This window comes from Janthinobacterium sp. YR213, from assembly GCF_900099875.1.
GTDB classification, from domain to species: Bacteria; Pseudomonadota; Gammaproteobacteria; order Burkholderiales; family Burkholderiaceae_D; genus Janthinobacterium; species Janthinobacterium lividum.
On sequence record NZ_FNDA01000005.1, the window covers coordinates 150,815 to 168,971 of the forward strand.

The 18,157-nt window shown below is 65.8% G+C and carries 18 protein-coding genes; 10 read left to right on the forward strand and 8 right to left on the reverse strand.

All coding sequences use genetic code 11. From position 1 onward, the window contains the following. Positions 1 to 8: 8 nt before the first annotated feature. From BLT98_RS21675 to BLT98_RS21690, 4 genes are read left to right on the forward strand one after another with little or no spacing between them, the layout of a single operon-like run. Positions 9 to 2,153 carry an FUSC family protein gene (locus BLT98_RS21675; protein ID WP_070282677.1) on the forward strand — a complete coding sequence of 715 codons (2,145 nt, stop codon included), beginning with the start codon at positions 9 to 11 and terminating at the stop codon, positions 2,151 to 2,153. Next, positions 2,143 to 2,343 carry a DUF1656 domain-containing protein gene (locus BLT98_RS21680; RefSeq protein ID WP_092611384.1) on the forward strand — a complete coding sequence of 67 codons (201 nt, stop codon included), beginning with the start codon at positions 2,143 to 2,145 and terminating at the stop codon, positions 2,341 to 2,343. Before BLT98_RS21675 ends, BLT98_RS21680 begins: the two co-directional genes overlap by 11 nt. Before the next feature lie 38 nt (positions 2,344 to 2,381). Further along, complete coding sequence (locus tag BLT98_RS21685) at positions 2,382 to 3,278, forward strand: efflux RND transporter periplasmic adaptor subunit (protein ID WP_092611388.1); 897 nt, start codon at positions 2,382 to 2,384, stop codon at positions 3,276 to 3,278. Continuing rightward, positions 3,275 to 4,195: a LysR family transcriptional regulator gene (locus tag BLT98_RS21690; protein WP_092611391.1), complete on the forward strand. Its 921-nt coding sequence runs from the start codon at positions 3,275 to 3,277 to the stop codon at positions 4,193 to 4,195. The genes BLT98_RS21685 and BLT98_RS21690 overlap by 4 nt, the downstream gene beginning before the upstream one ends. A 10-nt stretch (positions 4,196 to 4,205) precedes the next feature. Here the strand turns inward: BLT98_RS21690 and BLT98_RS21695 are convergent, their stop codons facing one another. The 5 genes from BLT98_RS21695 to BLT98_RS21715 form a co-directional block, all read right to left on the reverse strand. After that, entirely contained in the window at positions 4,206 to 4,745 is a 540-nt protein-coding gene (locus tag BLT98_RS21695) for an ester cyclase (protein ID WP_092611394.1), read from the reverse strand. Between the two features lie 131 nt (positions 4,746 to 4,876). Continuing rightward, entirely contained in the window at positions 4,877 to 5,623 is a 747-nt protein-coding gene (locus BLT98_RS21700; protein ID WP_092611397.1) for an SDR family oxidoreductase, read from the reverse strand. A gap of 80 nt (positions 5,624 to 5,703) precedes the next feature. After that, positions 5,704 to 5,928 carry a hypothetical protein gene (locus BLT98_RS21705; RefSeq protein ID WP_034782054.1) on the reverse strand — a complete coding sequence of 75 codons (225 nt, stop codon included), beginning with the start codon at positions 5,926 to 5,928 and terminating at the stop codon, positions 5,704 to 5,706. A gap of 12 nt (positions 5,929 to 5,940) precedes the next feature. Next, a complete protein-coding gene (locus BLT98_RS21710; RefSeq protein WP_034782052.1) occupies positions 5,941 to 6,612 on the reverse strand; it encodes a thiol:disulfide interchange protein DsbA/DsbL in 672 nt (223 codons plus the stop codon). A 146-nt stretch (positions 6,613 to 6,758) separates the two neighbouring features. After that, positions 6,759 to 8,294 (reverse strand): TonB-dependent receptor domain-containing protein, encoded by a 1,536-nt coding sequence (locus BLT98_RS21715; RefSeq protein WP_092611400.1) that lies wholly within the window; start codon positions 8,292 to 8,294, stop codon positions 6,759 to 6,761. Positions 8,295 to 8,539: 245 nt separating this feature from the next. Here BLT98_RS21715 and BLT98_RS21720 point away from each other — a divergent pair, with 245 nt between their 5' ends. Together BLT98_RS21720 and BLT98_RS21725 are read left to right on the forward strand one after the other, a co-directional pair. Continuing rightward, positions 8,540 to 10,828 carry a M1 family metallopeptidase gene (locus tag BLT98_RS21720; RefSeq protein ID WP_170846460.1) on the forward strand — a complete coding sequence of 763 codons (2,289 nt, stop codon included), beginning with the start codon at positions 8,540 to 8,542 and terminating at the stop codon, positions 10,826 to 10,828. Then, on the forward strand, positions 10,825 to 11,709 hold the full coding sequence (locus tag BLT98_RS21725) for a hypothetical protein (RefSeq protein WP_092611403.1): 885 nt from the start codon (positions 10,825 to 10,827) through the stop codon (positions 11,707 to 11,709). The genes BLT98_RS21720 and BLT98_RS21725 overlap by 4 nt, the downstream gene beginning before the upstream one ends. Here the strand turns inward: BLT98_RS21725 and BLT98_RS21730 are convergent, their stop codons facing one another. Continuing rightward, positions 11,710 to 12,600, reverse strand: coding sequence for a LysR family transcriptional regulator (locus BLT98_RS21730; RefSeq protein WP_092611406.1), 891 nt, complete (start codon positions 12,598 to 12,600; stop codon positions 11,710 to 11,712). A gap of 116 nt (positions 12,601 to 12,716) precedes the next feature. Between BLT98_RS21730 and BLT98_RS21735 the strand changes: the two genes are divergently transcribed. Then, complete coding sequence (locus tag BLT98_RS21735; protein ID WP_092611409.1) at positions 12,717 to 13,532, forward strand: DODA-type extradiol aromatic ring-opening family dioxygenase; 816 nt, start codon at positions 12,717 to 12,719, stop codon at positions 13,530 to 13,532. Between the two features lie 112 nt (positions 13,533 to 13,644). Here BLT98_RS21735 and ylqF read toward each other — a convergent pair whose 3' ends face one another. After that, on the reverse strand, positions 13,645 to 14,592 hold the full coding sequence (gene ylqF, locus BLT98_RS21740) for a ribosome biogenesis GTPase YlqF (RefSeq protein WP_071653691.1): 948 nt from the start codon (positions 14,590 to 14,592) through the stop codon (positions 13,645 to 13,647). A gap of 200 nt (positions 14,593 to 14,792) precedes the next feature. Between ylqF and BLT98_RS21745 the strand changes: the two genes are divergently transcribed. Further along, a complete protein-coding gene (locus tag BLT98_RS21745) occupies positions 14,793 to 15,590 on the forward strand; it encodes a hypothetical protein (RefSeq protein ID WP_092611412.1) in 798 nt (265 codons plus the stop codon). A 155-nt stretch (positions 15,591 to 15,745) separates the two neighbouring features. Beyond that, positions 15,746 to 16,072, forward strand: coding sequence for a hypothetical protein (locus BLT98_RS21750; RefSeq protein ID WP_092611415.1), 327 nt, complete (start codon positions 15,746 to 15,748; stop codon positions 16,070 to 16,072). Positions 16,073 to 16,101: 29 nt separating this feature from the next. Here BLT98_RS21750 and BLT98_RS21755 read toward each other — a convergent pair whose 3' ends face one another. Continuing rightward, the gene (locus BLT98_RS21755) at positions 16,102 to 17,028 is read right to left on the reverse strand and encodes a histone deacetylase family protein (protein ID WP_034782036.1); all 927 of its coding nucleotides are present in this window, start codon (positions 17,026 to 17,028) and stop codon (positions 16,102 to 16,104) included. Positions 17,029 to 17,247: 219 nt separating this feature from the next. On the opposite strand from BLT98_RS21755, the gene BLT98_RS21760 reads away from it, so the two are divergent. Further along, on the forward strand, positions 17,248 to 18,156 hold the full coding sequence (locus BLT98_RS21760; protein WP_092611417.1) for an AAA family ATPase: 909 nt from the start codon (positions 17,248 to 17,250) through the stop codon (positions 18,154 to 18,156). The last annotated feature ends 1 nt before the right edge of the window (position 18,157 follow it).

Here is an 18,157-nt window from a genome sequence, read left to right on the forward strand (position 1 = left end):
GCCTATCGATGACGCCAGCCACAGCAACCAAATTCACACACGGCCCCCTGACCCGGGCGGCCCACTGGCTGGCGCTGGCGCTGCAGGACTGGCGCGCAACGGAAGGCGAACGCTGGATCTACGTCGGCAAGACCCTCATCGCGTCCTTCTGCGCCCTGTGGCTGGCCTACCGCCTGGGCCTCGATTCGCCCAGCACGGCGATGACCACCACCATCATCCTGGCCCTGCCCAGCAGCGGCATGGTGCTGGAAAAAAGCTTTTACCGCCTGTGCGGCACCCTGCTCGGCTGCACGGCCGCGCTGACCCTGATCGGCCTGTTCCCACAGCAGCCCGTGCTGCTGTTCGCCGGCCTGGCCCTGTGGGTGGGCCTGTGCACGAGCGGCTCGGCTCTGCACCGCAATGCGCAATCGTATGTGTACGTGCTGGCTGGCTACACGGCCTGCATGATCGTCTTGCCCGCCATCGAGCAACCGATGCAGGTGTTCGCGCTGGCCGTCACGCGCGTGGCCGAGGTGAGCCTGGGCATCATCTGCTCGGCGGCCGTCTCCAGCGTACTGCTGCCGCGCCACCAGGGCACGCAGGTGATGCGCACGGTGCAGGCGCGCTACGGCAAATTCCTCACCTTTTGCCAGGACGTGCTGCAGCAAAAACTCACGCCAGCGCAGGTGGAACTGACGCATTTGCAGTTTGCCGCCGACGTCGCGGCGCTGGAACTGGGCCGCTCGGCCGCCCTGTTCGAAGTCACCAGCAAGGTCAGCCACGTGCGCGCGCAAAACCGCAAGCTGCACGCCTTCAACGCCACCTTCATGACGGCGCTGACCACTTTCTACACCTTTCACCGCCTGTTCGACCGCCTGCAGCGCGATGGCGAAACCCAAGTCATGCAGGCCTGCGCGCCCCTGTACGCCATCGTCGCCGAAGCGCTGCAGGCGACGCCTTCGCAAGACTCGCTCGACACCATGCAGCTGCATCTGCAGACGGCCCTGGCGCAGGCCCGCTCGGACATCGATGGCGCGACCATCGCGCATGCGCAGCGCATCGATTTCGACACCGTGTGCGAACTGCTGGAGCGCTTCGCGCGCGACATGAGCCGCTTTCACGAAGTGTATTTCAGCCTGGCCCACGACACGCCCCTGGAAATCAGCACGCCGCAAGCGTATGCGCCGAAGACGCCGCCCGCGCTGGTGATCGCCAGCGGCGCGCGCGCGGCCATCAGCCTGGCCCTGCTGGCGCTGGGCGCCTACTTCCTCGCCTGGCCCTACGCCAGCACGGCGATGCTGATGGCGGCCGTGTTCTGCGCGCTGGCCTCGTCCTCGCCGCGCCCCATCATGATGATCCGCCAGGTGCTGGCGGGCTTCCTCATCGCCATGCCGCTGTCGCTCGTGTGCGTGTACTTCGTGCTGGTGCACGGCGACGGTTTCCCCATGCTGGTGCTCAGTTTTGCGCCCTTCCTGGCCGTCGGCCTGTACCTGATGACGAATCCCGCCAAGCTGGGCGTGGGCCTGGGCGTGTCGACCTTCATCACGCAGATGGCGCCGACGAATCTGATGCATGTCGATGGCGCGGCATTTTTGAACACGGGCATGGCCCTGATCGTGGGCCTGATGCTGGCGGCCCTCGTGTTTGCCGTGCTGCTGCCCGAGCACACGATGGGCCACAAGGACCACATCGGCCGTGCCCTGTGGCGCGAAGCGCTGCATGCGTGCACGGCGCCCGCGCGGCGCGTGAAACACCGTTTCGACAACCGCGTGCGCGACTTGCTCAGCCAGCTCAATGCGGCGGCCGGACCGGCGCCGGGCGAGGCTGCGCGCGCCGTCGTGCGCCAGGCCTTGACCTTGCTGGAAATCGGCCACTCGGTGATCGAATTGCGCGAACTGATCGCGACGGCCCGGCCAGGCGCCACGCGCCACGCGCTGCAGCAGTGCGTGGACCACATCGCCGCCTGGCTGCGCACGCGCAGCGACACGGCACTGCAGGCGGCGCTGGCAGCCACCCTGCAGGCGGGCGCCGTGGTGCGCGCCGCGCAAAACGAAGCTGGCATTGCACCGGAACGTAGCGCGCGCCTGCACACGGCATTGGCCGACCTGCATTCGATCTACACCTCATTACTCGACCATATGGCGCCTGGCGCCGGAGACCACCATGCCGCGTGAATTCGCCCTGTTCGGAATTCTGATTCCTACCCTGCTGCCCCTGTTCATCCTCAGCATCGGCCTGCAAACCCTGCTCGACCGCCTGCTGGGCTGGCTGGGCGTGTACCGCATGGTGTGGCACCCGTCGCTGGCGCGGCTGTGCATTTTCATCGCCATCTTTGGCGCGCTGGCTTTATCGCTTTACAAATAAAAAAAACTGTTCAACCCCATCAAGGAAAGGCTGCCGTCATGGTAAGCAAACTGACCCGCTATGCAATCACCTTGCTGCTCCTGGCCGCCGCGCTGTGGATAGGCAAGACCGTCTGGGACCGCTACATGGAGTCGCCGTGGACGCGCGACGGCCGCATCAAGGCCGACATCGTCAACATCAGCGCCGACGTCGCCGGCACCGTCACGGACGTGCTGGTACGCGACAATCAGGTGGTGCAAAAGGGCGACGTGCTGTTCGTCGTCGACAAGGAACGCTACACGAGCGCACTGGCGCAAGCCGACGCCGTGCTGGCCGCGCAAAGGACGGAACAGGGACGCCGCGGCAAGGAAGCCCAGCGCCGCGCAGGCCTTGACGCCAGCATCATCTCGACGGAAAGCCGCGAAAGCGCGGCGTTTGCCGCCAGCTCGGCCTCGTCGCAGGTGCAGGCCGCCATGGCCGCGCGCGCGCTGGCGCAATTGAACCTGGAACGCACCACCGTGCGCGCCCCCGTCAGCGGCTACGTGACGAACCTGAACGTGCACAAGGGCGATTTCGCCGCCGTCGGCGCGGCCAAGCTGGCCGTCATCGACAGCGCCTCGTACTATGTCGTCGGCTATTTCGAAGAGACCAAACTGGGCATGCTGGCGCAGGACGACAAGGCGGAAATGAATCTGATGAGCGGCGGCACCCTGCACGGCCACATCGAAAGCATCGCGCGCGGCATCACCGACCGCGACGCCGCCACGGGCCGCGAACTGCTGGCCGACGTCAATCCCACCTTCAACTGGGTGCGCCTGGCGCAGCGCGTGCCCGTGCGCATCCACATCGACGAGCAGCCGAAAGGGCAATTGCTGGTGGCCGGCACCACCTGCACCGTGGTGATCACGCCCCATTCTGCGCCGGCGCCGAAGCCCGCGGCCGCGCACCCGGCATGATCCGCAGCGGCGGCGCCGGGCGCCTGGCGGAAATCGCCCTGTTCCTCGACGCCGCGGTGCTGGGCAGTTTTTCCGCGGCGGGCCGCAAGCACGGCCTGTCGCCGGCCGCCGCCAGCGCCGCCATCGCGCGCCTGGAAACGGCGCTGGGCGTCACCCTGTTCGAGCGCACCACGCGCCAGCTGCGCCTGACGGAAGAGGGTTTGCACTACCGCCATTACAGCGAGCAGGCGCTGGACTTGCTGGCGCAGGCCGAAGACGGCTTGCACGCAGGCGGCGCCGGCGTACGCGGGGTGGTGCGCATCTCGGCGCCGTCCGACATCGGCCGCCAGCTGCTGCTGCCGATGCTCGACCGCTTTGCCGCCCAGCACCCGCAGGTGCGCCATGCGCTGACCTTGACGGACGCCACGGCCAGGCTGCTGCAGGACGACATCGACCTGGCCATCCGCTACGGCGAACTGCCCGACAGCGACATGGTGGCGCGTTTGCTGCACCCTGGCCGGCGCGTCGTGTGCGTGTCTCCCGCGCTGGCCGCCAGGGTGGGCGTGCCGGCCACGCCGCGCGACCTGGCGATGCTGCCGGCCCTCGTGCTGACGGCGGGCGACGGCGCGCCGCAGGAGTGGCGCTACCGCGAGGACGGCAAGCGCCACAGCCTGCGCCCGCAAGGCGCCTGGCACAGCAACGACGGCGAAATCATCCGCCGCTGGGCCGTGGCCGGCCATGGCTATGCCTACAAATCCCTGCTCGACATCGGCGGCGACCTGTCCGCCGGACGCCTGCAGACGGTGCTCGACGATTACTTTGCCGATAGCGTCCCCCTGAACCTGCTGTACCGGCGCAGCCGCTTCCAGCCGCCGCGCGTGGCCCTGCTGATCGAATTCCTGCTGCAGCAGTTCGCGGCCCTCCCGGCGCAACGCTAGCGGGCCGTCATCAGGGCGCCAGCACGCCCAGCTGGCGCAGCAGGGTCAGATTATCTTCCAGGTGCCAGTTGTCGCTGATGCGGCCCTGCGCATTCACCTGGTACAGATCGAAGGCATGGAAATCGATGGCTTGCCCCTGTCCCTGCAAGGGTCCCTGCGGCGTGGGAAAGACGCCCGTGAAGCGGCCCGTGAAATGCAGGCGCAAGGTGACACGGTCGCCCGCCACCAGCATGTCCTCGATGGTCACCTGCAAATCCGGCACGGCCGCATGGAACACTTGCGATGCCTGCAGCGGGCCTGCCGGCCCCTGCGGACGACCGGCGGGCAAGGTGCGGTCAATAAAATCGTCGGCCAGCGCCTGGCGCGCCAGGGCCGGATCGCCGCTCTGCCAGAACGCGGCGTAGCGGCGCGCCGCCAGCACCACCTTGTCGGTGGCAGCGGCGCCGGCCAGGTGGGCCGGCATGGGCAGATTTACGGCGGCATGGGCTGGCGCGGCAGCGGCCAGCAGAGAAAGGGCCAGGATGGCGGGGGCAAGAACAGGTGCGGGCATAAGGAATCCAGGTGGGTTGATCGGTGTGCCTGCTGCAATGGCACCCCGCCATTCTGGACTCGCTTGCCGTGCTTGATAATTGGCCCCGCGCTTGAATCACTTGCTTGCAGAAGTTGAAAATTCGTTAAAAATCAGCGACCGCCCGCCACGTCGAGGATGCTGCCCGTCACATAGCTGGCGCCCGGTCCCAGCAGGTACAGGATGGCGTCGGCGATTTCTTCCGGCTGGCCGCCCCGCTGCATCGGCACGCCGGACGCCAGGCGCGCCACCCGTCCCGGTTCGCCGCCGGAAGCGTGGATATCCGTATAGATGATGCCAGGGCGCACGCCATTGACGCGGATGCCCTCGGCCGCCACTTCCTTCGCCAGGCCGAGGGTCAAGGTATCGACGGCGCCTTTCGAGGCCGCGTAATCGATGTATTCGCCCGGGGAGCCGAGGCGCGCGGCTGCCGACGAGACGTTCACCATGCGCCCGCCCTGCCCGCCATTGGCCGTCGACATGCGCCGCACGGCTTGCTGGCAACACAGGAAATAACTGATCACGTTGGTGCGCAGCACGCGTTCCAGGCGCTGCACGGAGATATCGGCCAGCCGGCATTTCTGCTCCAGCACGCCCACATTGTTGACCAGCGCCGTGAGCGTCCCCAGGCGCGCATCGACTTCCGCAAACAGCCGTTCCACGTCTTGCGCGTCGCTGACGTCGGCCTGCACGGCGATGGCTTCGCCCCCATCGGCGACGATGCGCGCGCACAGCGCGTCGGCCGCCTGCGCATCGCGCACATAGTTGACGCACACGGCATAGCCCTGGCGCGCCGCCAGCTGTGCCGTCGCCGCGCCGATGCCGCGGCTGCTACCGGTAATCAAGATCACTTCCTTCATCGTTCCTCCTGAATGGTTGTGGTTCCATCATACGCGGACGAAAAAAAACCCGCGCATGGCGGGTTTTTCTGCAGTCGTTTTCAGTTCCTGAAGTGCGTCATGGCGTAAGTCAAGTGCTGCCACCAGTGCTCGCGCGACTGCACGGACGCCAGGCATTTCGCGTCGACCTCGTTCTTGAACGCGGGGTCCACGCACGCCTTGGTGACCAGCGCATTGCGCTGGTTTTCCACGCTGACGACGGCAATCGCCAGCCACGCCACGAGGGCAAGAGCCAGTGCGCACAAGGTCCAGGGCAGCTGTTTCATGATGCGCTCCGCTTACTTCTTCGCTGGCGCCGGGGCGCGCTCTTTCAGCACGCGCGCCACCAGTTCATCCATCACGCGCAGGGTCGCTGTCTGGGTCTGCGGCTCGGACTGCCCCGGACGCGACAGCTGCGCCGGCGACGTCACGAAGCGGCCATCGATGACGATGGTCGGCGCGCTGTCGATCTTGCTGGCGGTGATCAGCTGTTCATTGCGTTTCAGCTTGGTCTGCACGCCGAAGGAATTGAACATGTCCAGGTATTTCGCCTTGTCGATGCCATTTTTGACCAGCAGGTCGAGGATCGCGTCATCGCGGTTCAGGCGGTTGCGCTCGACGTGGATGGCGCGGAAGATCTTGTCGTGGAACTGGTCCAGCTGGCCCATCGCTTCCAGGGTGGCATAGGCGTGCGCCTGCGGATCCTTCGGGCCATTGAAGGCCAGGTGGATGCGGCGGAAGGCGATCTTGTCGCCCTGCTTCTTGACCCAGTCGTGCATCAGCGGATCGAGCGCGTAGCAATGCGGGCAGGAATACATGAAGTACTCGACCACTTCCACCTTCTTGCCCGTGTCCGTGCGCACTGGCGTCGGGAGCGTGGTAAAGCCGGTATCGGCCGCCATGGCGCCGCCGGTGGCCGCCACCAGGGTGACGGCGGCAAGCAGGGGACGCAAGAAACGCAGAAAACGCATAATAATCCTTCATCATAAATGGTCGTGAACGGGGCGAGATTACCACTTTTTGCGCCGGGCGATGAAGCCCGGGCGGAAAAAAACCGTCTTTATCGCCCCGGTTTGCGCCCGCTTAAGCCGCATTTAAGCCCCGCCGCGCCCGCGCCTCAAAAATGGTAGCGCGCCGACACGCGCAGCTGGCGCGCATCCTTGAGATAAATGCTGGAGCGGCAGCCTGGCGCATCGCCGTAATGGCGGCGGTTGGCCAGGTTGCTGCCGGCCAGTTCCAGCTCCCAGGCGCCCAGCTTGCGCACATAGCGCCCGTCCACGGTGGCAAACGCAGGCACTTGCGCCAGGCAGCTGCTAGCGAAATCGGGACCGTAGCGCAGCGCGCGCAGCCATTGCACGCCCATGTCGGCACTGGCGCCGGCCTGCCCCGTCCAGTACAGGCGCAGGCTGGCCAGGGTTTTCGGCACGAGGGCGATATCCGGGCCGTCATAGGCGTAATCGTCATAGCGCGCATGCACTTGCCGCAGTTGCCCGTCGAGGCGCCAGTCGCGCGCCAGCGCCATGCTGGCCTCGATGGCGATGCCGTCGCGGCGCGAGGGGTCGAGGTTGCCCGCAAAGCCCAGCTGGCCCAGGCTCTGGTCGAAAACGATCTGGTTGCTCAGGCGCTCGCTGAACACGCGCACGGAAGCGCTGCGTGCCGCGTCGCCGAAGGTGGCGCCCACTTCCATTTCGCGCCGCAGCTGTCCCGCCAGGGGGCGGTAGCCGGCGCGGGTATAGCCATCGTCGTCGATGCGGTAGCTGCGCGCGGCCTTGGCGTACACGCTCAGCTGCGGGCGCAATTGCAGGCTGCCCTGCACGTCCCAGGCATTCTGGTTTTCCCAGTCGCTGCCGCCGGCGGGCATGTCGGCTGGATCGAGCTGGAACTGTTCATGCCGCAGTCCCAGCAACAGGCGCGGCGCATACAGGCCGCCGAAGGCCAGCTCCTCGCGCAGCAGCAGCGCGCGCGAATACTGGCGGCGCTGCCCATCGCCATCGCTACCCGAGCGCCGCTGCCACTGCATCAGGTCCAGGCCCACTTCCGTATCCGTGCCCACGCCGCCCACCTTGCCGTAATGGCGCAGGCGCGGCGCCAGCTGCCGGCGGCGGCTGCTGTATCTCGATTCGCTGCTGCCCTCCTCGCCCGCATAGTGGGCAGTGGCGCGCTTTTCCCGCTGCGAAAGTTCCACGCCCAGCTCGAAACTGCCCACATAGCGCTGCACGAAGGCGCTGGCGCGCCGCACTTCATAGCGGTACAGGTCTTCCGGGCGGGCCGCCAGCATGGCCAGGAACGGCGCCTCGGGCGCGGGATAGCTGGTGTCCTGGTTCAGCTGGTCGGCGCTGAAGCCGAAGCGGCCCTGCCGCACCTTCCATTCCGCGCCGCCATTGAAGCCGCGCTGGTGAAACACGCTGCCATCGCGGTAATTGCCATTGCGCAGTCCGTCCATGGCCACATCGAGCGTCATGCCGCCCTGCTCGCGCGACAAGGCGCCGCGCACGCTGTGCTGGCCGCCCTGCGCCAGCTCGGCGGACAAGTCGCCATGCGTGACGCCGGCCGTGACGCCATCCACGCCATCCTGCGCGCACGCCGGCATGGCCAGGGCGCACAGCAGCAAGGCACGCGCGGCAATGGTCAGGACGGGAGGGGCAGGCATCATGGCGGCAGGCTTGAGGCGTCATCGCGGCGCGGACGCACGCTGGTGGGACGGGGGGATGGCAAAAGCGAATCATTATACGCACGGCGCGCGGCGCCGCAAGCGCCGGCCCGATGGTACTTTCCTTATGCCAATATTTTATTGGTGATTTGGCATTTTTGTAGGTATATTAAGCTGCGCCCGGCGATCCTGGGCGCAGCCGACTGCATTTGAAAATCAACAATAAGAAGTCACTGTGGGAGTCACGCATGGAAAGTCGTAGCACAACGCGCCAGGGGCCGCCAAGTCCCCGCGGCACGCGCCGCAGCATTGGTTTTTTCCCCATCTCGGGCAAGCTCAAAGCCCTCTCCATCGCCGCCCTGCTGCTGGCCGGCCTGGCCCTGCAGGCCGACCTGTTCGCCCAGCCGGGCCAAGGCAAGCCGGCCAGCGCGCCCACGCCGCTGGCGCCGTCCGCCGACGGCATCGCCCTGGCGTCGCCGCACGCTTCCGCCGTCAGCACGCCCAGCGCCAGCAACGCCTGGGGCGGTGCGCGCACGGGCGCGCAAGCGACCCTGTCGGACCGCGTGGTCGATTACCAGATCGAAGCGACGCTCGATCCCGTCAAGCACACCATCGACGGCCAGCAGAAACTGCGCTGGCGCAACCGCAGCGCACAAGCCGTCAGCAGCGTCTACCTGCACCTGTACCTGAACGCGTTCGAAGGCGAGCATTCGACCTTCTTCACCGAGAAGCGCAAGCTCGATACGGGCTTCCGCTCGGGCGTCGACACGCGCGACGGCGAGTGGGGCTACATCGAACTGCGCAGCATGACGCAGAACGGCGCCAAGGCGCCCTGGCATTTCGTCCAGCCCGACAACGGCCCGGCCACCGACCGCACCGTGGTGCGCGTCGACTTGCCGCAGGCCGTCGCGCCGGGCGCCGAGACGACGCTCGACATCCGCTTCTTCGACCAGCTGCCGCGCGTCATCGCGCGCACCGGCTATTTCGGCAGCTTCCACCTGGTGGGCCAGTGGTTCCCCAAGATCGCGGTGCTGGAATTGCCCGGCGAACGGGGCGCCACCGCGCCGCGCTGGAATGCGCATGAATTCCACCTCAATTCGGAGTTCTACGCCGATTTCGGCAACTATGACGTGAAGCTGACCGTGCCCAAGGAGTACACGGTGGGCGCCACGGGCGAGCTGCAAGGCGCGCCGCAGGAAAAGAACGGCATGCTCACGCATCACTATGTGCAGGGCGACGTGCACGATTTCGCCTGGACGGCCGACAAGCGCAGCGCGCAGCCGTTGACGGGCAGCTGGAGCGGCCCCGGCAGTCCGCCGGTGGCCATCAAGGTGCTGTACCCGCCCGAATACGCATCGAACGCGGCGCCGGCGCTGCAGGCGGCCAAGGATGCACTCACGTATTTCTCGCGCACCCTGGGCCCGTATCCGTACAAGACCCTGACGGTGGTGATCCCGCCGTTCAATGCGGCCGAAGCGGGCGGCATGGAATATCCGACCTTCATCACGGCCTCGAGCTACGCCAACCTGCAGCCGAAGACCATACCCGAATTCGGCCTCGACTTCGTCACCATCCATGAATTCGGCCATGGCTATTTCTACGGCATCCTGGCGTCGAACGAGTTCGAGGAACCCCTTCTCGACGAAGGCTTGAACGAGTACTGGGACCAGCGCATGCTGCGCGCGCGCGGCCAGCACATCCACGCCACCACGCCCCTGCTCAAGCGCCTGGGTTTCGATCCCGTCTTCAAGGTCTTCGAATTCGAGCGCATGGCCGCACCGCGCCAGGATGCGGCAGATCCGCTGGGCCAGAATGCGTGGGACCGCCTGCAGGGCGTGGGGCCCGTCTACAGCCGCACGGCCATCACCATGCGCGACCTGGAAGCGCGCATCGGCAGCGAAGCCATGGAACGGGGCTTCAAGGCCTACTACGAACAGTGGAAATTCCGCCACCCGAGCGTGGCCGACCTGCGCGAAACGTTGGCCGAGGCGACGGGCCAGCGGCGCATCGTGGAACAGGTCTTCGCGCAGCAAGTCTATGCCAGCGCGAATATCGACGACCGCATCGGCACCTTCACCAGCGAAGAGCAGACGCCGCTGGCCGGCATGGCGCTGGTGAACGGCAAACGCGTGGAGCATACGGCCGAAGCGCTGGAAAAAGAGGAAAAAAAGGTACGCGATGCATGGGACAAGGCGCATCCGGACGCCAAGCCGGGCACGGGACCGTACCCTTATCTCACCAGCGTGGTCCTGCGCCGCCGCGGCGCGCCCGTGCCGCAGGTGCTGCTGGTGAAATTCGCCGACGGCAGCTCCGAACGCGTGGTATGGGATAACGAGCAGCTGTGGCAGCGCTACACCTGGAGCAAGCCCGTGAAGGCCGTCTCGGCCGAACTGGACCCCGACCGCGTGCACTATCTCGACGTCAACAAGCTCGATGACAGCCGCACCCTGAAGGCAGACAAATCCGCCTCGCAGCGCTGGAGCTTCGACCTTGCGGCCGCCTTCCAATACCTCCTTTCCCTGATTGCCATCGTATGAGCGCCACTTCCACGACACGGGCCAGCGGCCTGACCCTGACCACGCGCGCCAGCCGCGCCGCCCTGCAATGGCGCTTGCTGCTGCTGTGGGCCGGCCTGCTGCTGATCCCCGCTATCCTTGCCGTCATTCCCCTCTGGCGCACCTTGAGCGCCAGCCTCGATAACGCCGTGCATGCGGCGGCCCTGGCGCACAAGCTCGATCTGATGACCCTGGCCGACCTGGTGGCCAATGCGGGACGCAACGGCGCCGCCATCAGCCAGGCCGCCATCACGGGCATCGTGCTGGCCTTGCTGCTGTCGCCGCTGCTGAGCGGCCTGGTGGTGACGGCCGCGCGCGCGCCTGCGCCACCCGGCTTCGGTCCCCTGCTGACGGGCGCCTTCAGCGAATACGGCCGCATGCTGCGCATGCTGCTGTGGAGCATCGTGCCGCTGGGCCTGGCGCTAACGATCGGCGCCGGCGCGCTGAAACTGGCCGACAAGCACGCGGCGAAAGCCATCCTGGAAGCCGATGCGGACCTGGCCCGCCACCTGGCCTTGCTGTTGACGGGTTTGCTGTTCCTGCTGGCCTGCGCCACGCTCGACGCCGGCCGCGCGGCCCTGGCCGTCGACCGTCGCCGCACCTCGGCCGTCAAGGCATGGTGGCGGGGCCTCGGCATGCTGCGCCGGCGTCCGCTGGCCAGCCTGGCCATCTACCTCGTCATCACCGTGCTGGGACTGGCGCTGTATGCCCTGCTGGGCGTGGCGCGACTGAACCTGGCCGCGCCCGGTCCACTGGCCATCGTGGCCGGCTTCTTGGTGACGCAGCTGGCGGCGCTGGTGCTGGCGTGGATGCGCAGCGCCCGCCTGTTCGCGCTGATCGACGTCAAGCGCTCGCTCGTGTAATCAACTCCCCAGGCGCCCTTCATCGGCGAGAAAGTCGATGAAGGTGCGCACCTTCGACGACAGGTAGCGGCGGCTCGTGTAGACGGCGTACACCCTGCCGCCCGCCAGCTTGAAATCGTCGAAGAGGCGCACCAGCCGCCCCGCCGCCAGGTCCGCATCCGTCTGCCACGACGGCAGCAGGGCGATGCCCATGCCATCGAGCGCGGCCGCGTGCAGCAGGCTTTCGTTATTGCATTGCAGGACGGGCGAGAACTTCACCGTCTCGCGCCCCTGTACCCCGTCGAAGGCCAGCTCATTGCCGTTCGCCAACAAGGAATAGCTGATCATGGCGTGCCGCGCCAGGTCCTGCGGCAGGTGCGGATGGCCCGCGCGCGCCAGGTAGGCGGGCGCGGCCACCAGGTGGAATTCGATGCTGCCGATGGGCCGTGCGATCAGGGTCTGCGATGGCGCCTGGCTCACGCGCAGGGCCAGGTCGAAACCTTCTTCCACCAGGTTCACCACTCTTCCGCTCAAATCGATGTCGAACGTGACTTCCGGAAAGCGTTCGCGGTAGGCGGCCAGGGTGCGCGTAAAGATGGCGTTGGCGAACCAGACGGGGGCGCTCAGGCGTAGCATGCCGCGCGGCACCACCGTCGTGCGGCCGACCGTCGCTTCCACCTCGTCGAGATTGTCGAGCATGTCGCGGCACTGTTCAAAATACACCTTGCCGATTTCCGTCAGGCTCAGGTGGCGGCTGCTGCGGTTCAGCAGGCGCGCGCCCAGGTGGCGCTCCAGGTGCATCACGTGCTTGCTGACCATGGCCGGCGACAGGTCGAGGCGCTCGCTGGCGCGCACGAAACTGTCGAGTTCCACGACGGCGCGGAACACGCGCATGCTGCGCAAGGTATCCATGACTATCCAATCATCAACAAATTGGAAATGATATATCAATAATAGCGATCTTGATCAACTGACTGCGCATGACTATCATGGTCCCATCGTTAGCCATTCCCCCCCCAGGAGCCGCCATGCAAGAGCACACCTTCCCCACGTATTTCCTGTCGCACGGCGGCGGCCCGTGGCCATTCATGAAAGACCAGTTCGGCGGCCGCTACGACGTGCTGGAAGCATCGTTGCAGGATATTCCGCGCCAGATCGGCGCGCGGCCGACAGCTGTGCTGGTGGTCACGGCACACTGGGAAGGGCCGCAATTTCTCGTCTCGGCCAGCCCGCGCCCGGGCATGATCTACGATTATTCGGGCTTTCCGCCGCATACGTACCAGATCCAGTACCCGGCGCCCGGCGCGCCGGAACTGGCGGCGCAAGTCAAACAGTTGCTCGACGCGGCTGGCCATCCGGCGCGCCTGGACCACGAGCGGGGTTTCGACCACGGCACCTTCAGCGCCCTGTTCCCCATCTACCCGCAGGCCGACATGCCGCTGGTGCAGCTGTCGCTGAAACACGGCTACGACCCGCTCACGCACATCGAGGTGGGCCGCGCGCTGGCCAGCCTGCGCCGGCAAGGCGTGCTGATACTCGGCAGCGGCCTGTCTTACCATAACCTGCGCCAGTTCGGCCAGGCGGGCGCCGTCGCCTCGCACCAGTTCGACGCCTGGCTGCGACAGGCCATGGCCTTGCCGCCAGAACAAAGGCTGGAGCAATTGCTGGCCTGGGACCAGGCGCCTGGCGCGCGCCAGGCCCATCCGCAGGAAGACCATCTGCTGCCGCTGATGGTGGCGCTGGGCGCGGCCGAGCAGGAAGCGGCGCAGGTGGTGTACCACGAGGAGGATTTCTTTGGGGCGCTGGCGGTGACCAGTTTCAGGTTTGGCAACGCAGCCCAATGAAACCCGAACGCGGAAATGCCGGGGTCGGACGGGGACGCCGAGTCCCTCAGGGTCCGACCCCAGTCGTCGCTATTGGGTTAAAAAAAAAGCCGCTAACTAGCGGCTTTTTTACTTACGTGCCGCGCTTGCCGCGCGCCGCATTCTTCGCCTTCTCGGCGGCGATCTCCGCCGCCTTGGCCGCTTTTTCCGCCATCTCGGCCGCGTGCTGGGCCAGCAGGGCCGCGCGCGTGTCCGGCGTTTCCAGCGAAATGCGCCCCAGGATGCCGCTGCGATAGTCGAGCAGCAGGGTGTGCGACGCTTTCTCGAAATCGTAATCGCCGCCCTTGATGCGGAAACCGCGCTTGGCGGCGATGCCCTCGACCACGCCGATGGCGTCGACTTCATCGACCTTGGTGCCGTAGCGGGTTGCCAGCAAGTCCGGGTAGCGCTTGAGCAATTCCTCGGCAAGGAATACGGCCACTTCCTCTTCGATCAGCGCGTTCGAGCCGATCGCGTGGCTGGCCGCCAGCATCAGGCCGTCGCTGGGGATGGCGATCTTTGGCCACAGCATGCCGGGCGTGTCGACGAGAATGGTGTTCTTGTCCAGGTACAGCTTTTGCTGCATCTTGGTGACGGCCGGCTCGTCGCCCACCTTGGCCACGCGCTTTTTCAGCAGCGCGTTCATCAGGGTCGACTTGCCCACGTTGGGGATGCCCATGATCATGATGCGCAGCGGCTTCGTCGGCACGCCGCGGTGCGGCGCCAGCGATTTGGCCAGGTCCGGAATGCGCGCCACGTCACCCGGCTTCTTGGTCGTCATCGCATATGCGGTCACGCCTTCCTGGGCATTGAAATAGGCTACCCAGGCGGCAGTGGCGGCAGGATCGGCCAGGTCGGTCTTGTTGAGGATTTTCAGGCAAGGGCGCTGGCGGAACAGGCGCAGCTCGTCCACCATGGGGTTGCAGCTGGCTGCCGGCAGGCGCGCGTCCACCACTTCAATCACCAGATCGGTGTTTTCCATGGTCTCGGCCGCTTTCTTGCGGGCCGCGTTCATGTGTCCTGGGTACCATTGTATCGCCATGCTCTTGCTTTCAAAATCGTTCGGTCAATCCGCTATTTTACGTGGTTGCCGCCACGACGTCCCATTTTCCGCCGCCAGCGCCAGCCGTGCGACACGAACGAGACAATTGGTGATAATTTGGCAGTTACATGAATGATAATATTCGCAGTCCGTCCAGCCTGGCCGGTTCCCCATCGCACGCTTAACCTGACACGCATTCCATGCACTTTTCCCGCTTTTGCCTCCTCGCCTCCCTGTATGCCTGCCTGCCGCCCGCCATGGCCCAGGAAAAACCGGCGGCACCAGGCGAGGCGGCGAACCAGGAAATGCAGCAGATCGTCGACGTGCAAAGCACGCGCGATCCCGACCTGCGTCCCTACCGCACCATGCTCAAGGGGCTCGATGCGTATGCCGATCACCAGCGCCTGGCACCAGGCGCGCCGCTGCGCTTCATGCTGATTCCCGCCACGCCCCAGGCCAGGCTCGATGGCGTGACCCTGCACCTGTCGGCCGATAATCTGTCGATCCCCGTGCCGCTGGCGGCGGACGGCGGCTTCACCTTGTCGCGCGACAAGACCGCCTACGATGCGAATGCCGACTTGATCAGCAACAAGAAGCGCGACACCTTGCGCTGGCGCGCCGACATCCACACGCCGGGCCTGCCACAGAATGTGCGCCGCCTGGGCGACCTGCGCCTGGAATGTGAAATCCGCTGGGCCGTCGAGCAGGATGAATTGTCCTTTGTCCGGCGCAACCTGTTCCGCCTGGCGGGCGGACCGTGCCACTCGTCGCTGATCCACGTGCCGTTTCCCGTGGCCCGCAAGCTGCTTGCCGTGCAGGCGCGCTCGGGCGAACGCACGCTGGACATCCGCGTCACGGAAGACCGGCAGCGCTATGTGCCGCCGCTGCATGACGTGAATTGGGACGACAATACCCTGCTGACCCTGACCTACGCCGACGACGGCAAAATGGCCGGAGCAGCCCCAGCTGCGCCCTTGCAGGCAGCGCAGCGCCAGTAAGGCGCGCCCGGAAAGTCAGGTCAATTATTTCCACATGGATTCTTATATTTACTGAAAGAAACAAAAAAGTATGCTCTAATATCGCCTCTTAAATGAAAAGCAATTATTTCCAGGCTGGCTCCCGCCAGGGAAATATGCGATGGGGATAGTTCGATATGATGATGGAACACACTGGCACGGCGCCCAAGCGCGTGCCGCGCAATGACTGGAAGAAAGAATGCCGGCAATTGCAGGGACAAGTGGCCCAGCTGGAAGAGCGGTTGAAGCGCCAGAGCGCCGACAGCTATGGCTTGCAAGTGCTGTATGACCAGCTGGTCAATGAAATCAAGCACCATCGCGACATGTTGCAGCTCGACAGCTTCGACGCGGATAAATCATCGCTCGTCTACACGCAAGCCTGGCGCCGCTTCATGGCTGGCGACGCGCTCGACTACCAGACGCACCGCCACACGAATTCCCGCAACCGGCCCACCTTGCTGTAGGCCCACCTTGCTGCAGTAACCCTGCCCCCTTACAGCTCCGCCAGCGCCTTCACGTGCGCGGCCACGCTGCGGCCCAGGGACGACAGGTTGTAGCCCCCTTCCAGGCAGCTGACGATGCGGCCCTTGCCATACTGCCTGGCCACGGCCATCATTTGCTGCGTCATCCACGTGTAGTCGGCCTCCACCAGGCCCATGCCGCCCACGTCGTCTTCGCGGTGGGCATCGAAACCGGCGGAAATGAAAATCATCTGCGGCTGCTGCCGGTGCAGCGCGGGCAGCCAATGGTCGAGCACCAACTGGCGCACGGCATCGCCTTTCGAGCGGGCCGGCACGGGCACGTTGACGCGCGTGTCCGTATACGATTCCACGTCGCTGTACGGATAGAACGGGTGCTGGAAAAAGCTGACCATCAGGATGCGCGGGTCGTGCGCCACGGACTCGGCCGTGCCATTGCCATGGTGCACATCGAAGTCGACGATGGCGACCCGTTCCAGCCCGCGCACGTCGAGCGCATGCTTGGCGGCGATGGCGATATTGTTGAACAGGCAAAAACCCATGGGTTCGCTGGGCCGCGCATGGTGGCCAGGCGGGCGGATCGCGCAAAAGGCGTTGCTGATCTCGCCATCGATGACGGCATCCGTGGCTGCCACGGCCGAGCCTGCCGCCGCCAGCGCCGCGTCGTAGCTGTGCGCGTTGAGCAGGGTGTCGCCGTCGAGCGGGTAATAGTCGCCCGCCGGCGGCACGTTGTCGCGCACGAGGCCGATGGCCGTGGCGCTGTGGTTGCGCTCGATATCGGACAATTGCGCGCGCACGCCGTCGCGGTGCTCGACCAGGTCGCTGATATGCGCCAGGATCAATTGATCGTTGATGGCCTGCAAGCGGGCCGGCGATTCGGGATGCCAGTCGCCCATTTCATGGCGCTGGCAATCGGGATGGGTATAAATGGCTGTGCTCATGCGCTGTACTGGTTACCTCTGTCTCTGTCCATTCTCTGTGCATACTGGAACACTGCATGGCATTCCTGTTCGCCCTGCGCGTTCTCGCATAAAATCACTGGCTGGTCTGTGCCGCCGCTGCACTAATCTACCACGTGCGCGGCACGGGCGGGCGGCACGGCTTGACCTGGCCAAAGCGATTGTAAATTAAATAATCCGTCTTACTGTGATAGAAATAGCATGTTTTCGAAAATACACCAGGCCGCACGGCAGATTGGCGAAGTTCTCGTCGGCAAACACTTGCAGATCCGCCAGGCCCTCGCCTGCGTGCTGGCAGGCGGCCACCTGCTGATCGAAGACGTGCCCGGCGTGGGCAAGACGACCCTGGCCCACGCGCTGGCCATCTCGCTGGGCCTGCAATGGAAGCGCCAGCAATTTACCAGCGACCTGTTGCCTGCCGACGTGGCCGGCATGAGCGTGTATGACCGGGGCAGTGGCAGTTTCATCTTCCACCCTGGCCCCCTGTTTACCCAGGTGCTGCTGGCCGACGAGATCAACCGCGCCACGCCGAAGACGCAATCGGGCTTGCTCGAAGCGATGGAAGAGCGGCAAGTGAGTCTCGATGGCGTCACGCGCGCCCTGCCGCAGCCGTTTTTCGTCATCGCCACGCAGAACTGCGCGCACCAGCTGGGCACCTTCCCCCTGCCCGAGTCGCAGCTCGACCGTTTTCTCATGTGCGTCACCCTGGGCTACCCCGATGCGGCCGCCGAACGGGAACTGCTGCTGGGCGCCGACCGCCGCGCCATGCTGCAAACCTTGCCGGCCGTGATGAACGCGGAAGAATTGCTGCAGGCGCAAGCGAACCTGCGCGCCATCCACGCCTCGCCTGCCGTCGTCGACTACGTGCTGGCCCTCGTGCATGCCACCCGTGCGCCGGGCGTGTTTGCCGATGGCCTGAGCCCGCGCGCCGCGCTGGCCTTGCTGCAGGCGGCACGCGCCTGGGCCGCCTTGGCCGGACGCGACCACGTCACGCCCGACGATGTGCAAGCCGTACTCATTCCCGTCTGCGCCCACCGCCTGCATGCCGCGCAAGGGTCCACGGACAGCCGCAGCCTGCTGCAGCAATTGCTGCTGGCGACACCCGTCTGAC

Coding starts and splice junctions, on each gene's coding strand:
- BLT98_RS21675 (WP_070282677.1), top strand. CDS start 9: ATGACGCCAGCCACAGCAACCAAATTCACACACGGCCCCCTGACCCGG.
- BLT98_RS21680 (WP_092611384.1), top strand. CDS start 2,143: ATGCCGCGTGAATTCGCCCTGTTCGGAATTCTGATTCCTACCCTGCTG.
- BLT98_RS21685 (WP_092611388.1), top strand. CDS start 2,382: ATGGTAAGCAAACTGACCCGCTATGCAATCACCTTGCTGCTCCTGGCC.
- BLT98_RS21690 (WP_092611391.1), top strand. CDS start 3,275: ATGATCCGCAGCGGCGGCGCCGGGCGCCTGGCGGAAATCGCCCTGTTC.
- BLT98_RS21695 (WP_092611394.1), bottom strand. CDS start 4,745: ATGCCCGCACCTGTTCTTGCCCCCGCCATCCTGGCCCTTTCTCTGCTG.
- BLT98_RS21700 (WP_092611397.1), bottom strand. CDS start 5,623: ATGAAGGAAGTGATCTTGATTACCGGTAGCAGCCGCGGCATCGGCGCG.
- BLT98_RS21705 (WP_034782054.1), bottom strand. CDS start 5,928: ATGAAACAGCTGCCCTGGACCTTGTGCGCACTGGCTCTTGCCCTCGTG.
- BLT98_RS21710 (WP_034782052.1), bottom strand. CDS start 6,612: ATGCGTTTTCTGCGTTTCTTGCGTCCCCTGCTTGCCGCCGTCACCCTG.
- BLT98_RS21715 (WP_092611400.1), bottom strand. CDS start 8,294: ATGATGCCTGCCCCTCCCGTCCTGACCATTGCCGCGCGTGCCTTGCTG.
- BLT98_RS21720 (WP_170846460.1), top strand. CDS start 8,540: ATGGAAAGTCGTAGCACAACGCGCCAGGGGCCGCCAAGTCCCCGCGGC.
- BLT98_RS21725 (WP_092611403.1), top strand. CDS start 10,825: ATGAGCGCCACTTCCACGACACGGGCCAGCGGCCTGACCCTGACCACG.
- BLT98_RS21730 (WP_092611406.1), bottom strand. CDS start 12,600: ATGGATACCTTGCGCAGCATGCGCGTGTTCCGCGCCGTCGTGGAACTC.
- BLT98_RS21735 (WP_092611409.1), top strand. CDS start 12,717: ATGCAAGAGCACACCTTCCCCACGTATTTCCTGTCGCACGGCGGCGGC.
- ylqF (WP_071653691.1), bottom strand. CDS start 14,592: ATGGCGATACAATGGTACCCAGGACACATGAACGCGGCCCGCAAGAAA.
- BLT98_RS21745 (WP_092611412.1), top strand. CDS start 14,793: ATGCACTTTTCCCGCTTTTGCCTCCTCGCCTCCCTGTATGCCTGCCTG.
- BLT98_RS21750 (WP_092611415.1), top strand. CDS start 15,746: ATGATGATGGAACACACTGGCACGGCGCCCAAGCGCGTGCCGCGCAAT.
- BLT98_RS21755 (WP_034782036.1), bottom strand. CDS start 17,028: ATGAGCACAGCCATTTATACCCATCCCGATTGCCAGCGCCATGAAATG.
- BLT98_RS21760 (WP_092611417.1), top strand. CDS start 17,248: ATGTTTTCGAAAATACACCAGGCCGCACGGCAGATTGGCGAAGTTCTC.